At 59.2% G+C, this 14,156-nt stretch carries 15 protein-coding genes; 7 read left to right on the top strand and 8 right to left on the bottom strand.

Annotated features, from left to right (window positions below; translation table 11 throughout):
• Together parE and NWQ23_RS10050 are read right to left on the bottom strand one after the other, a co-directional pair.
• Positions 1–1,844 (bottom strand): DNA topoisomerase IV subunit B (parE, locus tag NWQ23_RS10055; protein ID WP_306166169.1); only part of this gene is annotated, 1,844 nt, incomplete at its 3' end.
• 92 nt (positions 1,845–1,936) lie between these two features.
• Positions 1,937–3,220 carry an alpha/beta fold hydrolase gene (locus tag NWQ23_RS10050; RefSeq protein WP_306166168.1) on the bottom strand — a complete coding sequence of 428 codons (1,284 nt, stop codon included), beginning with the start codon at positions 3,218–3,220 and terminating at the stop codon, positions 1,937–1,939.
• A gap of 117 nt (positions 3,221–3,337) precedes the next feature.
• Here NWQ23_RS10050 and NWQ23_RS10045 point away from each other — a divergent pair, with 117 nt between their 5' ends.
• The 6 genes from NWQ23_RS10045 to NWQ23_RS10020 are packed head-to-tail and all read left to right on the top strand — an operon-like array spanning position 3,338 to position 8,722.
• Complete coding sequence (locus NWQ23_RS10045) at positions 3,338–4,222, top strand: NAD(P)-dependent oxidoreductase (RefSeq protein ID WP_306166167.1); 885 nt, start codon at positions 3,338–3,340, stop codon at positions 4,220–4,222.
• The gene (locus NWQ23_RS10040; protein WP_306166166.1) at positions 4,222–5,154 is read left to right on the top strand and encodes an isopenicillin N synthase family oxygenase; all 933 of its coding nucleotides are present in this window, start codon (positions 4,222–4,224) and stop codon (positions 5,152–5,154) included. The genes NWQ23_RS10045 and NWQ23_RS10040 overlap by 1 nt, the downstream gene beginning before the upstream one ends.
• Positions 5,155–5,169: 15 nt before the next feature.
• A complete protein-coding gene (locus NWQ23_RS10035; protein WP_306166165.1) occupies positions 5,170–5,739 on the top strand; it encodes a DUF4166 domain-containing protein in 570 nt (189 codons plus the stop codon).
• Positions 5,740–5,786: 47 nt separating this feature from the next.
• On the top strand, positions 5,787–6,437 hold the full coding sequence (locus NWQ23_RS10030; protein WP_306166164.1) for a DUF1007 family protein: 651 nt from the start codon (positions 5,787–5,789) through the stop codon (positions 6,435–6,437).
• Complete coding sequence (locus tag NWQ23_RS10025) at positions 6,419–7,303, top strand: nickel/cobalt transporter (protein WP_306166163.1); 885 nt, start codon at positions 6,419–6,421, stop codon at positions 7,301–7,303. Before NWQ23_RS10030 ends, NWQ23_RS10025 begins: the two co-directional genes overlap by 19 nt.
• Positions 7,304–7,345: 42 nt before the next feature.
• On the top strand, positions 7,346–8,722 hold the full coding sequence (locus tag NWQ23_RS10020; RefSeq protein WP_306166162.1) for an MATE family efflux transporter: 1,377 nt from the start codon (positions 7,346–7,348) through the stop codon (positions 8,720–8,722).
• On the opposite strand, the gene NWQ23_RS10015 is transcribed toward NWQ23_RS10020, so the two are convergent.
• The 5 genes from NWQ23_RS10015 to lgt all read right to left on the bottom strand — a co-directional run bounded on the left by NWQ23_RS10015 (position 8,705) and on the right by lgt (position 12,800).
• Positions 8,705–9,496 carry a Hint domain-containing protein gene (locus NWQ23_RS10015; protein ID WP_306166161.1) on the bottom strand — a complete coding sequence of 264 codons (792 nt, stop codon included), beginning with the start codon at positions 9,494–9,496 and terminating at the stop codon, positions 8,705–8,707. The two genes, NWQ23_RS10020 and NWQ23_RS10015, sit on opposite strands and share 18 nt — an antisense overlap.
• 220 nt (positions 9,497–9,716) lie before the next feature.
• Positions 9,717–9,878, bottom strand: a complete 162-nt coding sequence (locus NWQ23_RS10010) for a hypothetical protein (protein ID WP_306166160.1) — start codon at positions 9,876–9,878, stop codon at positions 9,717–9,719.
• 236 nt (positions 9,879–10,114) lie between these two features.
• The gene (gene pgeF / locus NWQ23_RS10005; RefSeq protein WP_306166159.1) at positions 10,115–10,870 is read right to left on the bottom strand and encodes a peptidoglycan editing factor PgeF; all 756 of its coding nucleotides are present in this window, start codon (positions 10,868–10,870) and stop codon (positions 10,115–10,117) included.
• The gene (locus NWQ23_RS10000) at positions 10,867–11,925 is read right to left on the bottom strand and encodes a class I SAM-dependent methyltransferase (RefSeq protein ID WP_306166158.1); all 1,059 of its coding nucleotides are present in this window, start codon (positions 11,923–11,925) and stop codon (positions 10,867–10,869) included. The genes pgeF and NWQ23_RS10000 overlap by 4 nt, the downstream gene beginning before the upstream one ends.
• Complete coding sequence (gene lgt, locus NWQ23_RS09995) at positions 11,922–12,800, bottom strand: prolipoprotein diacylglyceryl transferase (RefSeq protein ID WP_306166157.1); 879 nt, start codon at positions 12,798–12,800, stop codon at positions 11,922–11,924. Before lgt ends, NWQ23_RS10000 begins: the two co-directional genes overlap by 4 nt.
• 104 nt (positions 12,801–12,904) lie before the next feature.
• Between lgt and NWQ23_RS09990 the strand changes: the two genes are divergently transcribed.
• On the top strand, positions 12,905–13,147 hold the full coding sequence (locus NWQ23_RS09990) for an accessory factor UbiK family protein (protein WP_306166156.1): 243 nt from the start codon (positions 12,905–12,907) through the stop codon (positions 13,145–13,147).
• Between the two features lie 207 nt (positions 13,148–13,354).
• On the opposite strand, the gene NWQ23_RS09985 is transcribed toward NWQ23_RS09990, so the two are convergent.
• Positions 13,355–14,156 (bottom strand): hypothetical protein (locus tag NWQ23_RS09985; RefSeq protein ID WP_306166155.1); only part of this gene is annotated, 802 nt, incomplete at its 5' end.

Below are 14,156 nucleotides of genomic sequence, written 5' to 3'. Positions count from 1 at the left end.
TCATGCACCGTCACGCGGATCAGTTTGCGGGTGGCGGGGTCCATTGTGGTTTCTTTCAAATCCTTGGCGTCCATTTCGCCCAAGCCTTTGAAGCGTTGCACGTCGATTTTGCCTTTGCCGCCAAGGCCCTTGGCCATCACCCGCTCTTTTTCCGCATCATCCGCCACATAGACGCGGCGCGCGCCTTGGGTCAGCCGGTACAGCGGCGGGCAGGCCAGATAGAGGTGGCCGTGGTCGATCAGTGGCCGCATCTGCGTGAAGAAGAAGGTCATCAGCAGGGACGCGATATGCGCGCCGTCCACGTCCGCGTCGGTCATGATGATGATCTTGTCATAGCGCAGGTCGTCGATGTTGAATTTGGTGCCCATGCCGACGCCCAAAGCCTCGCACAGGTCGTTGATTTCCTGATTGGTGGTCAGCTTGTTCGACGCCGCCCCCAGCACGTTGAGGATCTTGCCCTTGAGCGGCAGCAGCGCCTGATTGACGCGGTTGCGCGCACCTTTGCCGGAGCCGCCCGCGCTGTCGCCCTCGACGATGAACAGCTCGGTTCCCGCGCGGTCCTTGGAGGTGCAGTCGGTCAGCTTGCCGGGAAGGCGCAGTTTCTTGGTCGCGGATTTCCGCGCGGTTTCCTTTTCCTGACGTCTGCGCAGCCGCTCTTCGGCCCGCAACACCAGAAAATCAAGGATCGCGCCTGCGGATTTCGTATCCGCCGCCAGCCAGTTGTCGAAATGGTCGCGCACCGCCCCTTCGGTCATTTTGGCGGCGATTTCCGATGACAGCCGGTCTTTGGTCTGGCCCACGAAAGCAGGGTCGCGGATAAAGCAGGACACCAGCGCGCAGCCGCCTGACATCAGGTCTTCGCGGGTGATCTGGGCGGCTTTCTTGTTGTTCGACAGCTCGCCATAGCCTTTGATCCCCTTGAGGATCGCGGCCCAGAAGCCCGCAACATGCGTACCGCCTTCGGGCGTGGGCACGGTGTTACAGTAGGACTGGATGAAACCGTCGCGCACGGGCGTCCAGTTGATCGCCCATTCGACCTTGCCGGGCTCCCCGAATTTTTCGTTGAAGTCGACGGTGCCCGCGAACGGTTTGTCGGCGTAGGTCGAGGATTTGCCCAGCGTTTCCTTGAGATAGTCTGACAGGCCACCGGGGAAGTGGAATGTCGCCTCCATCGGGGTTTCCTTGTCATCGATTTCGGACTTCCAGCGGATTTCGACGCCGGAGAACAGGTAGGCTTTGGACCGGATCGAATGGAACATCCGCGCCGGTTTGAATTTCTGGCTGCCAAAGATTTCGGGGTCCGCGTGGAAGGTCGTCGTCGTGCCGCGCCGGTTCTGGGTCGGCCCCAGTTTCTGGATCGGCCCCAGCGGGATGCCGCGCGAAAAGCGTTGTTCGTAAAGTTCCTTGTTCCGCGCCACCTGCACGACCATGCTGTCGGACAGCGCGTTGACCACAGAGGCCCCGACGCCGTGCAGACCGCCGGAGGTCTGATAGGCTTTGCCCGAGAATTTGCCGCCTGCGTGCAGGGTGCACAGGATCACCTCGAGCGCGGATTTGTCGGGGAACTTGGGGTGCGGGTCGATGGGGATGCCGCGCCCGTTGTCCTTGATCGTCACCGAATAATCGGCGTGCAGTTCGACCTCGATCCGGTTGGCGTGGCCTGCCACGGCCTCGTCCATCGAGTTGTCGAGCACTTCGGCCACAAGGTGATGCAGCGCGCGTTCGTCGGTGCCGCCGATATACATGCCGGGGCGTTTGCGGACGGGTTCCAACCCTTCCAGCACTTCGATGCTGCTGGCGTTATAGTCGTCGGGGGCGGCCCCGGAAAGAAGGTCATCGGCCATGATACTGCTCATTTCTTATGTTTGGGGCATAATGGCAGGCCGCCGGTCGCGGGGCAATCTCTCAATCCAGGTGCGCGGCCTGTCCGGCCGCCTCAATTCGCGTCAGGCTTCGTCTCGAACCGAAGTCCGGCGGCGGTCCGGTTTGGAAAACCTGTCCAGTAGGTGTGCTCTTCGGTTTGATTGCCATCTGCGTCCACCGACCAGACGCCCTCGTTGGCGATGGGGGTCAGATCGAAATATGCGGTCTTGTCCGCGTCGCCTTTGAGATGCAGGTCCAGATAGGCGCTGATGAAATGCGCGCTGATGTTGTTCATGCGCACGTTGTCCCAGACCGCGTCGGCATAATGGTCGAAAGGGGCGTAGCCCAGCACGTCGGAAACCGCATAGCTTTCGGCAGGCGCAGGCATGGGTGCGCCCGCATTGTGGTTGGCGTATTCGAAGGTCAGCAGGTGCCGCCTTGTGTTGATCGTATCGTCAAAGATGCCGCGGATGGCTGCGTATTGCGACACATCGTCCACGCTGCCTGCGATCAGCAAGAGCGGTTTTTCGATTCCCGCCCAGCTTTGGCTGTCCCAGAACCCGGTATTGTTGCCCCAAGGCCCAAAGGCGACCACGGCTTTGACCCTGTCATCTTGCAGCGCCATGTGCGTGTCGGTGCCCATCATGTTCCGTGTCAGCAGCCCTTGGGGCGCGCCCCATTCATAGGTGGTGCTGAGCAGCGTGACACCTGCGCCGGCATAGATCAGCGCTCCGTAACCGCCCATCGAATAGCCGATGATAGCGATATCGTCGCCCTGAATGATCTGCCCCAGTTCGCCGTCCAGCGCTGTGACGCTGTCGATGACGAACCGCTGGTCCCAAGGCCGGTTCACAAGGGTCGAACCAAAGGCGGACTGGTCGTCATAGGTGCTGTCAGGATGGTCGATCGAGGCCACGACATAGCCTTTGGACGCAAGGTTTTCCGCCAGTGGCGACAGCAGGAACCGGTTTCCGGGATAGCCGTGCGAGATGATGACAAGGGGGTAGGTTTGCCCGGTTTCTGGTGCTGCGTCGCGGGCGGCTTGGCCGACAAGTGTCGCCTCTGTCACGCCGTCGCGGATGAGTGCTGTATAGCTGCCGCCGGGCACGGTGTCGGCCGACGCCGGATACCACAGTTCGACGGTCAGCGTCCGGTCGTAAAGCGGCGGTTCCTCTGTTTGCCCTGTATTCACGATGTCGATCTGGCCCGGATTGGTAAAGGTCAACGTCGTGACCCCGACCTTGTGATCCCCATAGGCCGCAAGCGCGGGGGCATCTGGGCGTATCGTGTCGATCCGGTTTTCGGCATAGCCCGTTGTCGCGGCCAGCACGCCAAGGGTGGCTGTTATCTTGCGCATGAGGGAACTCCTGGGTCTTTTGTGAGTGGTAAGGCCAGCCTAGACCGAAGGATTGGTGTTGAATACCCATTGCGGTCCTTGGCTGGCGCAATAGGCTGGTGGTCAAGGAGGACGACAATGCGAATATTTTTTACAGGCGGGAGCGGCAAAGCAGGCAGGCATGCGATCACCTATTTGCAGACGCAAGGACATCATGTTGTGAATGCGGATCTCAAGCCTTCGGGGCTTGATGTCTCGGAGTTGCTGATTGATCTGACCGATGCCGGACAGGTCATTGGCGCGATGTCGCAGTTTGCGGATTTCCATGAATTGGATGCCGGCACAGGCGTGCCGAAGTACGACGCGGTTGTGCATTTTGCAGCCGTGCCGCGTGTGATGATCGGGACAGATGGCGAATGTTTCCGCCAGAACACCATCACCACCTACAATGTGATCGAAGCGGCCGTGAAACTGGGTATCCCCAAGATCATTTTTGCCAGTTCCGAGACGACCTATGCCGTGTGCTTTGCAGATGGCGAGCTGAAGCCCGACTATGTGCCGATTGATGAAGAGCACCCCACTGTCCCCCACGACAGCTATGCCATGTCCAAGGTCTGCAACGAGATGACAGGCAAGTCGTTTCAGGCGCGCACGGGTTCGGACATCTATGCGCTGCGGATCAACAATGTGATCGAGCCGCACGAATACGCCGAAAACTTCCCCGCCTATATGGCTGATCCCGCCCTGCGCCGCCGCAATATCTTTGCCTATATCGATGCCCGCGATCTGGGCCATATGGTGGATTGCTGTCTGAAGACCGACGGGCTGGGCTATCAGGTCTTTAACGTGTCCAATGACGATATGTCGGTGGGCCTGACCTCGGATGAGGTCATTGCGCAGTTCTACGAGGGTGTGCCGGTCAAGCGTCAGATGCGCCCGGACGAGACCTTTTATGCCAATGACAAGGCCAAGGCGATGGTGGGCTTTGCGCCCAAACATTCCTGGCGCGATGTGTTGGGCTGATGTTCGCCCGCTTTGATCTGGCCGCCTTTGAGGGCGCGCATCAAGATGCACGCCACGCTTTGGCGCGCGATCTGGACCTGATCTGCCGTGATACCGGATTTCTGGTGCTGGAGGGGCATGGCGTTGATCCTTTGGTGATTTCCGGCGTGTGGAAGGCAGCGCAAGCGTTCTTTGCCCAGGATGCTGCGGCCAAGCAGGCAGTGGCGCCGCCCTATCAGGGGTATCCTTACGGCTATCTGGGACCGGATGCCGAAGCCTTGGCCCGCTCCAAGGGGGAAGACACCCCGCCAGATTTGAAGGAAAGTTTCAATGGCGGGCCTTTGACGGTGCCAGCCGATGCCAGTGCTGCGGCGCTGGGGTTTTGTTATCAGCCGACGTTATGGCCTGACCTGCCGGGATTTCGCGCGGCTTGGGAGGCGTATTATGCCGCAATGGAGGATTTGGCGGCCCGCGTGATGCGCGCTTTTGCAGTGGCGCTGAACCTGCCAGAGGATCATTTTGATCCGTTCATTGCACATCCGATCTCGGCTCTGCGCGCGCTGCATTATCCGGCCACGGTGAATATGCCTTTGGACAGGCAGCAAAGGGCCGGGGCGCATACGGATTACGGGTCCTTGACCATTCTGTTGCCGCAACCGGGCAGCCAGGGATTGCAGGTCCGGCAAGGCGGGGATTGGGTGGATGTCCCTGCACCCGAGGGCGCTTTTGTGATCAATATCGGTGATCTTATGGCCCGCTGGACAGCAGACCGTTGGGTCAGCACGTTGCACCGTGTCGTGGCCACACCCGGCCAGCCCGCCCGCCAGTCGCTGGCGTTTTTCCATCAGCCGGACTGGGATGCCGAAATTGTGCCGCTGGATGGGTCTGACGCCTATCCGCCGGTGCGCTCTGGTCCCTATCTGATGGATAAGTTCAAGGCGACAGGGGTCTGAGAAACCTTTGACCTGATGACACGAAACCCGATTCCTCCACTTTTCGAAGGCGTTCTGGGCGCGGCCCTTGCTGAATTGCCGCCCGCTGTCCGTGCGACACATGATGTGCGGGCAAAACGGTCTTGGTCGGGGCGGGCCAAGGTGACGCGGGGCCATTCACTTTGGGCGCGGCTGATTGCACGGCTTTTCGGGTTTCCGCCGGCCTGTGATGATATTGCCGTCTTGGTGACCAAGACACCGCAAGCGGGTGGCGAGCTGTGGGAGCGGCGCTTTGGTGATCGGCAATTCAGGTCGTTCTTGAAGGCGCAAGATGGGCAAATGACGGAACGCTTTGGACCGCTGACATTTACGCTTGGGCTGCATGTGGCCGATGACCGCCTTTGGTATCCGGTCCGGCGTGGTCGCATGGGGTGGGTCCCTTTGCCCAAGCTGATACTGCCAGAGAGCACGGCCTTTGAATACGAGGCCGATGGCCGGTTTCATTTTGATGTCGCCCTGAGCGCCCCCCTGACAGGTGCGTTGATGGTGCACTATCAGGGGTGGCTTGTGCCGGATACAGCGGTTGGGGGATTTCCTGCCAGTTGACGACACAGTCCATTGTCGCCAAAGGGATCGCGCCCTAAATAGGGCTGATGCGTCTGAGCCTTCCCCTGATCGCCGCCTTGGCCTTGCCTGCCCCTTTGGGCGCGCATCCGCATGTTTTCGTCGAAGCCCAGGTCACCGTTGTGTTTGACGCAGAAGGCGGGCTGGGGATCAAGCTCGACTGGTACTACGATGACCTGTTTTCGCTGTTGGTGACGACCGATCTGGGGATCGACATGGATGGTGATCTGGTTCTGACAGCGGCAGAACAGGATTTGCTGGACAGCCAGATTGCCGCTTGGCCACCGGATTATGCGGGCGATCTGGAAGTCATGCAGGAGGGGGCGGTTTTGCCTCTCTCCGAGAAGCGCGACCATGCCATGACCTATGCGGACGGCCTGTTTCACGAAGTGCATCTGCGCCCTGTGCCGGACCTGCCCGATCCTGCCGCGCCGCTGCAGATACGGGTCTTTGATCCCTCGTTCTATACGGCCTATGATCTGCGCGGCCCTGTCCTGATCGAAGGGCGCGAGGATTGCGCGGTCGAAGTGATCGCTGCGGATGTTGATGCGGCCTATGCCCTGGCAGAAAGCCTGCTTGGGGGACAGCAAGCAAGCGATGTGGGCCCGGATGACTATTTTCCGGCCATTGGTGATGCCTTTGCCGATACGATTGTTGTGACATGCGCTGGCCCTTTGTGATCCTTGCCAGCTTTGCGGCGCTTGCCATCTGGCTGTGGGGCTTTGGCGGGTCCGATCAGGTGGTGCGGCTTGCCGCCGAAGGGCAGCATCAGGTGCAAAATGCGATGGCCCGCGCCTTGCGCGGTCTGCGCGCCGGAGAAGCAGGGGCGCTCGCAACCTTGTGGGGGCTCTGTTTTGCCTATGGTTTTGTACATGCGGCTGGGCCGGGGCACGGCAAGTTGGTGATTGGCGGCTACGGTGCGGGATCGCGGGTGCCGGCCAAGCGGCTGGCGGGGCTCGCGCTGGCTGCATCGCTGGCACAGGCGGCGACAGCGGTGGCCTTTGTTTATCTGGCCGTTTTCCTGCTGGGCTGGGGCAGGGCGCAGATGACGGATTTTGCTGATGATCTGCTTGCCCCTCTGAGCTATGCGCTGATCGGGGCGGTGGGCCTGTGGCTGGTGATGCGCGGTATCCGGCATCTGCGCCCCAAGCATGACCATACGCATGTTGGCCACGGCGAGACATGCGCTTCGTGCGGACATGCCCATGGGCCGACATTAGAGCAAGCCGAAGCTGTAGGCTCTTGGCGCGAGGCGCTGGCGGTTGTGGGCAGTATTGCCGTGCGGCCCTGTACCGGCGCGCTGTTTCTGCTGATCCTCACATGGCGGTTGGATATCGACTGGGCCGGGATTGTCGGGGCTTTTGTTATGGGGCTGGGGACGGCCAGCATTACCGTGCTGGTCGCCTTTGCCGCTGTCGGTTTTCGCGAGAGTGCGTTGCAACTGGTGGGTCACGGCGCGGTTGCACGCACTTTGGCTTGGGCCGAGGTGCTGGCGGGGGGCATTGTAATCATCCTTGCCGGCCAGTTGGTGCTGCGCAGCATCTGACAGGGCTTTACCCAAGGCTTTCTGCACCCTAAGGCTGTGGCCATGGAACCTGTCGCACAAACATATCAAGACCACAGCCGTGCGATCTGGAAACTGGGCATGCCGCTGATCCTGAGCAATCTGGCCCAGTTCGCGATTCATATGACCGATACGGTCATGCTGGGCTGGTACGATGTCACGGCCCTGGCTGCATCGACCATCGCCGGGACACTCTTTTTTGTGATCTTTATCGTCGGCGGAGGATTTGCGCAGGCGGTGACGCCCTTGGTCGCCGCCGCCGCTGAAGAACGTGACGAAGTGCAGGTGCGCCGCGTCACCCGGATGGGGCTTTGGTTGTCGATCTTTTACGGTCTTGCCGTGACGATCCCGTTCTTCTGGACCGAAGATATCCTGATCGCCATCGGACAGGATGCCGAGGTCGCACGCCTGTCGCATATCTATCTGCAGATCGTGATCTGGCAGATGGTGCCTGCGCTGATCATCATGACCCTCAAATCGTTTCTTGCGGCGATGGAGCATACGGCGATTATTCTATGGGCCACGATAGGCACGGCTGTCATGAACGGTTTTGTCAATTACGCGCTGATCTTTGGGAACTGGGGGATGCCGGAGCTGGGCATCAAGGGGGCGGCGATTGCGTCGCTTTCGGTTACGGCGGTCACTGTGGTGATCCTCGTGATCTATATCCTGCGCACCCTGCCGCAGTTTCAGCTGTTCAAGAATTTCTGGCGCAGCGACACTGAAATCCTCAAGCGGGTCTATCTGCTGGGCTGGCCAATCGGTCTGACCTCTTTGGCCGAAGGGGGGCTTTTTGCGGCCTCTGCCGTGATGATGGGATGGATCGGCGCGATCGAACTGGCCGCACACGGGATCGCGATCCAGTTGGCCAGCCTGACCTTTATGGTGCATATCGGGTTCAGTCAGGCTGCCACAGTGCGTGCGGGCCGCGCGCTGGGCCGCAAGGACGAGCCATCACTGCGCCGCGGCGGGATCACGGCAATCGGGATGTCGGCCCTTTATGCCGTCGTGACCTCGCTGATCTTTCTGTCGATCCCCGAGACGCTGGTGTCGCTTTTCATCGACCCAAACGAGCCGGAGCGTGCGACCCTCTTGCGGATCGGGGCCAGTCTGGTGATGGTGGCTGCCTTGTTCCAATTGGTCGATGGGCTACAGGTTCTGGCCCTTGGTTTGTTGCGTGGCGTGCAGGATACGACGGTGCCGATGGTGATGGCGACAATCAGCTATTGGGTGATCGGATTGCCTGTCAGCTATATTCTTGCCTTTCCGCTGGGGTATGGGGCGGTTGGGCTTTGGCTTGGGCTTGTGATCGGTCTTGCCGTTGCTGCGGCGCTGCTGCTGTGGCGGTTTTGGGCGCGGTCGGTCAGGATCGCGCCCGGGCCTTTAGCCCATCAACTCTAGATCGCGCAGGCGCAGGCGCGGGTGATCCAAGAGGCCGAAATCCTCGAAGGAACGTTTATGGGGAAACAGCGAAAGATATTCGCGCAGCGTATCCCCCCGCAGTCCAAGATTGAAAGCGGTGCCGGGGTGCAGTGTTTCGATTTCCATCCCGTTCACGCTCAGGCTGCGTTGCTTGTCAAAACCGAACTGAAAAACGCTGACCGGGCCACTGGGACGCAGTGTCAGGACATTATTCCCGTCCACAAAATCGGACGCCGGAATAAAGGCTGCTTCACAGCCGGTAATTCTGCGAATGCCGCTTGAGCGGTACAAGATCCGCGCGGAAGGGCCCAAGACCAGATCCTGCGTCGGGCGATTGTCGCCAAAAGCATCTCCGGTGATCCGGGTCATTGTGATCGGAGAGGCGTTTTCCGTTTTCTGCGCCGGGTTGAGCGTGATCCGGCCCCGCCACAAAAGCGTGTCAAAGCTGCCGTCGGTCATCCTGATTTTGTCGCCGGGATAGATATCTTCGACGGACGTGTAGCCATTTTCGGTTTGGACGATGGCATTGTGCCCGATTGCGGCGAACGCATCTTCAAAAGCGGGAATCGCACGGGCGATTGTGCTGAATTCGTTGAATCGTCCGTCCCTATCGAGGAACATAATCTCGTATTTGCGTTGCGCCTGCTGATCTTGCAGCACGCGTGCTGCGTTGCGTACAGCGAGCGGACGTCTAATCTGATGGCTAAAAATATCGATGATTTCTGGTTCGGATCTGTTAAGTGACGTTTCCATTAAGAGGCCTCTTCGGTATCAAGTCATTTGTTGGCCCCACGAACAACATCTGAAGAGAGTTACAATTACGCGTGATCACAGGATCTGTTCTGGGATCGGTGGGCACATTCCCAGTTGCGCACCCATCACACGGATCCGCTTTGGCTGACTGGACATGGCTGTTTTTGTCGGGATAGGGCAGCATTCAACTTGCTGCCCCCCATTTAAAAAGGTCGCTGGATCAGGCGCGGCGCACCGCAACTGTCCGCCGTTCGATGTTGTCATTCGCCTTTTCCTGACGGCGGGCGATCATCGCCTTGCGCACTTCACCCCGGGCCCAAGGCATCGGTGTGTCATATGCGGCAACAGCAGCTTCAAGGGATTTCTGCCAACGGCTTTTCATGGTGATACCTCTTTGTCTGGAGCGCCCGTTGTCGGGAGCGATTGAAGATATCTTGGCCAATCAAACGGGCGAATTTTTGGCGGTGGAAAAAATTCTCGCGTCTCTTTCCATTAACGGGCTGAAAACGGTTCAACCAATTGAAATATAATGAATATTGCCGTAAAAGCAGCCAGTTTTCACATGCAAGTTAAACAAACTGGGGCGCGCTTTGCCTCATTTTGATAAACGCAACGACCTTACAGTCTGATTGCGGATATCAGTCTGCCATAATCTGCCTGCTTTTCGTGGACCGATCGGCGATAGCTGTAGAATCGCATCGGGTCGCTATAGGTGCAATGGCCCGTCCATCCTATCCGCTCGAGTCCGCTCTGGCGCAGCATCTCCAGCCCGAACGCCGGCAGATCAAAGTGAAAACGATCGCCTCGTCCTTTGCGAAAGAACCGTTCGAAACTTGTCTGCGCGCTGACGAATGTTGCGCGGAACTCTGGTCCGACCTCATAGTTCGTCTGGCTGATCGATGGCCCGATCACCGCCGCGATGGTGTTGCGGTGCGCTCCGAGTGTTTCCATCTGCTGGATCGTGGCCTCGAGAACCCCGTTCAACGCCCCTTTCCATCCGGCATGGGCTGCCCCGATCACACCTGCCTGGGTGTCCGCAAAAAGTACGGGCTGACAGTCCGCTGTCAAAACCGCAAGTGCGATCCCTTTGGTGGCTGTCACCAGTCCATCGGCCTGCGGCGCTGGCGTGACTGGTCCGGTCATTGCAACGGCCACCGCTGAATGGACTTGATGAACGCCCACCAGATCATTCGGGTCGACAGCAAGTTTCTGCGCCACCCTTGATCTGTTGATTGCGACGATGTCGCGCTGGTCCGAGCTGCCGTAACCGCAATTCAACCCCGAGAAGATACCCGATGATGCGCCCCCCGCCCGCGTGAAAAATCCATGCTGCGTGCCTTGCAAAAGAGGGTCGGTGATGATGTCGAGCGTCATGGGTCCAGTCCAGGGGGCGGTGTGGCCAAAGCAGGATAGATACTGATCACCTTGAATAGGTCACCCATTTCGGACGGGTGGGTCAAGCGCCGATGTGCAGAGATATGGGCGTTCAGCGCATTTCCCGACAGACCCCGTGCGAGATTTTGCGCCCTCTGTGTGATCCCAAGGCGCTCGAGAAACACCCCTTGGGTGGTCAGGCGGCTGAATTTTGCGGGTGCGGCGTGCCGGGCTATCGCTGCAAAATCCACATGCGCGGTCAGGTCGGCCGCACCGGGGCTTTGCAACGGGTCCGCATGGTTTTGCGCCTCCAAAGCTTGCAACGTGTCGCCCAGCGATTGCCAGTCCCCATAGTCGATGAAAACTGCGGCACCGCCAAAGGCGTCGATCTTGTGGCTGATCGTCTCGATGATCGCGGGCAGGGCGGGGCAATATTCGACAAGATCGCCCTGCTTGGTGTCGGCCAGCCGATGTGCAAGGACCGCGATCGGGGCAGGGTCGGACCAGCCAAAGCACAAGACGTCGTCTGTTACCCCCACCATCTTTTCGCGCCATCCGTCACCGTCGCGCAAGAACTGCCGGATCGGGAGCGCGTCAAGGAATTCGTTGGCGATCAGGTAAAGCGGCGCATCTGGCAAGGTGGCAACCCCGTCGTGCCAGGTTGCATCGGGCACCACTTGGGCTTGTCTGGCGCGCAAAACCGGCGAGGTTTCGACAAAATGCACCGACAGGGCCGCGTGAAAACCGGGCACTGCCTTGGTCGCCCGCAAAGCATCCGCCATCAACGTCCCACGCCCGGGGCCAAGCTCGGCCAAGGTCACATCCGCAGGCTGACCCTGATCCATCCACGCCTGCGCCAACGCCAGCCCGATCAATTCACCGAACATCTGGCTGATCTCGGGTGCTGTGATGAAATCCCCCGCAGTGCCAAAGGGATCGCGGGTGGCGTAATACCCGTGTTCGGGGTGCATCAGACAATCGGCCATATAGTCGGCAAGAGAGATCGGACCTGTCCGCGCGATCCGGGCGATCAGGAGATCACCCAACGCCGTCATTTGCGCGCGGCGATCAGGACAACAGTCAGCCCCACAAGGATCATCGGCAGCGTCAGTGTTTGCCCCATCGTCAGCCCATAGCCGTTGATATGGAAGGCAAGGCCCAGTTCATTGCCGACGCTGACGAATTGCGCGTCAGGCTGGCGGACGAATTCGACCAGGAACCGTGCGATCCCATAGCCCATGAAGAACACACCCGACAAAAGCCACGGCTTTTTCAGTGCGCCAAGGCGGAAGGCGAGCAGCAGCAGGATGCTGCCCAGCAGCAGCCCTTCCAGTCCTGCCTCATACAGTTGCGACGGGTGGCGCACGCAAGGTTCCAGTGCGGTAGCACAGGCTTGGGCGGCATTGCCCGGAAAGATCACGCCCCAAGGCAGGTCGGTGGGCCGCCCCCAAAGCTCTGCGTTGATGAAATTGGCGATCCGCACCAGCAGCACAGCCGGAGTTGCCGCGACCGCGATGATATCGGCCAGATCGGGCAGGGGGACCTTGTGGCGGCGGCTGAACAGATACACCGCGACGACCACGCCAAGGAAACCCCCGTGGAAGGACAGCCCACCTTCCCAGATTTTGAGAATATCCAAGGGGGCTGCCAGAAATTCGGCGGGTTTATAAAAGAGGACATAGCCCAAGCGCCCGCCGCCAATGACACCCACGACAATATAGGTCAGCAGGTCTTCGAGTTGGGTTACCTTCAGCGGTGGCCCGTTCCGCCACAGATGCGGACGGTTCAGCGCGTATTTGATGATCTGCCAGCCGATCGCGATCCCTACGATATAGGCCATTGCGTACCAACGCAGCGCGATCTCGCGGCCGAATACGGTGAAGGAAAAAATCTCGGGCGAGATATCGGGAAAGGGGATGGCGCCAAACATGGGGCTATTCCTTGTCTGGCCGTGCGGCAAAGTCAACCAACTCTGTCGGGTTGTCGTGCGGGCGCTGAAGGGCCATATAGGATGCAACGCGATTGGAGAGAGCCATGCAAAGCAACAACAAGATTTTCGACGACCTGAGCCAGTTGATGACAAACGCCATGGGCGTGGCGCAAGGGGCCAAGGACGAAGCGCAGAACGCGATGAAGTCCATGATGGACCGCTGGCTGGCAGATCGTGATTTCGTCACCCGCGAGGAATTCGACGCGGTGCGCGCGATGGCGCAAAAGGCGCGCGAAGAGAATGAAGCGCTGAGCGCGCGGATTGCAGCGCTGGAAGCGAAGAAGTAGGTCTGGGTTTACCCCGACGTGCGAGTAGAGCGGCGGGGAAGCCCCCGCCCGACACATGAGACCGGCAGTATTTACTGGAACGGGTACAGATCTTGGCGCGTTGAACGCGCCGAGGTCAGCGCTCGCGCTGCCAATGTGAGGTTTGAGCCCGCATTCATCGAAAATCCCACATTCAACTCAGGCCAGAATGCGCAGAGACAGCCCGGTTCAAGAACTTTTCCCAGGAGGCGTTTGAGCATCCTTTGTCACCAAATCGATCTTCGACTTCGGGCCAATTTCATAGTCGTCGACCACCGGATACTCACAACGCTGCCAGTAATCGGCCAAACCCTCTGGCCAAGTCGATCCGTCAATCGAGATGCGGATAATGTCTTCTTCAAAAAACTGGACAGATCCTGGTCCGTGCGGCGTGACAAACGGGTTATGATGCGCTCGGAAATCAGTTCTGAAGCGTTTGGCAATTTCCCATATGTGATGGGACACACGCAAATCCACAAAGAATTTGTCTGACTCGTCAAGGCCTTGCGCTTGGGTCTTTCTGATCCAGATCAGGTCGCTGCGCGGAATGTCGAGTATCGAAGCCTCCGAAGGGAGACCGGAGTGTCGGAAATCGCAGAAGTTGATGCGAAGTTTTGACGGCGCGAAGGAGAGATACCACGCCTCGCTTTGCCTGTACCGCATGCCCGTTCTGAACAAATAGGCTGCCACTAGGCCGCCGATTATAGATATCGAAAAAAAGACACTCCGGATCGTCATCTCCAGCGGAGTCAAGGTGATCGCCGCTGTGCTGGCCGAAAGAAGAAGCAGGATCACGCCTAGGACGAAGTAATCATAGCTGCGATACTTGAGAACATAGGCCACGGTTTTTGTGGGCATTGCCGTCATACGTTCCAGGCTCTCAGAATTCTTTGCGACGTTTGCCTTCCCTGAGAGGCTAAGCAAGCCTCGTGGCATCAAGAATTCGTAATGATCGCGAGCGGCCAACTCAAGGTCAAATTTGGCTTTGTCC

Origin of the sequence: Yoonia sp., assembly GCF_030731595.1 — a bacterium.
In the GTDB taxonomy this organism is placed as follows: Bacteria; Pseudomonadota; Alphaproteobacteria; order Rhodobacterales; family Rhodobacteraceae; genus Yoonia.
This window is presented reverse-complemented; position numbering and strand designations above follow the sequence as displayed.

What these genes read in the sequence shown, in the direction of transcription:
- NWQ23_RS10020 (WP_306166162.1), top strand. Translation starts at nt 7,346, where the DNA reads ATGGAACCTGTCGCACAAACATATCAAGACCACAGCCGTGCGATCTGG.
- NWQ23_RS10040 (WP_306166166.1), top strand. Translation starts at nt 4,222, where the DNA reads ATGTTCGCCCGCTTTGATCTGGCCGCCTTTGAGGGCGCGCATCAAGAT.
- lgt (WP_306166157.1), bottom strand. Translation starts at nt 12,800, where the DNA reads ATGTTTGGCGCCATCCCCTTTCCCGATATCTCGCCCGAGATTTTTTCC.
- NWQ23_RS09990 (WP_306166156.1), top strand. Translation starts at nt 12,905, where the DNA reads ATGCAAAGCAACAACAAGATTTTCGACGACCTGAGCCAGTTGATGACA.
- NWQ23_RS10035 (WP_306166165.1), top strand. Translation starts at nt 5,170, where the DNA reads ATGACACGAAACCCGATTCCTCCACTTTTCGAAGGCGTTCTGGGCGCG.
- NWQ23_RS10030 (WP_306166164.1), top strand. Translation starts at nt 5,787, where the DNA reads ATGCGTCTGAGCCTTCCCCTGATCGCCGCCTTGGCCTTGCCTGCCCCT.
- NWQ23_RS10050 (WP_306166168.1), bottom strand. Translation starts at nt 3,220, where the DNA reads ATGCGCAAGATAACAGCCACCCTTGGCGTGCTGGCCGCGACAACGGGC.
- NWQ23_RS10015 (WP_306166161.1), bottom strand. Translation starts at nt 9,496, where the DNA reads ATGGAAACGTCACTTAACAGATCCGAACCAGAAATCATCGATATTTTT.
- NWQ23_RS10025 (WP_306166163.1), top strand. Translation starts at nt 6,419, where the DNA reads ATGCGCTGGCCCTTTGTGATCCTTGCCAGCTTTGCGGCGCTTGCCATC.
- pgeF (WP_306166159.1), bottom strand. Translation starts at nt 10,870, where the DNA reads ATGACGCTCGACATCATCACCGACCCTCTTTTGCAAGGCACGCAGCAT.
- NWQ23_RS10045 (WP_306166167.1), top strand. Translation starts at nt 3,338, where the DNA reads ATGCGAATATTTTTTACAGGCGGGAGCGGCAAAGCAGGCAGGCATGCG.
- NWQ23_RS10010 (WP_306166160.1), bottom strand. Translation starts at nt 9,878, where the DNA reads ATGAAAAGCCGTTGGCAGAAATCCCTTGAAGCTGCTGTTGCCGCATAT.
- NWQ23_RS10000 (WP_306166158.1), bottom strand. Translation starts at nt 11,925, where the DNA reads ATGACGGCGTTGGGTGATCTCCTGATCGCCCGGATCGCGCGGACAGGT.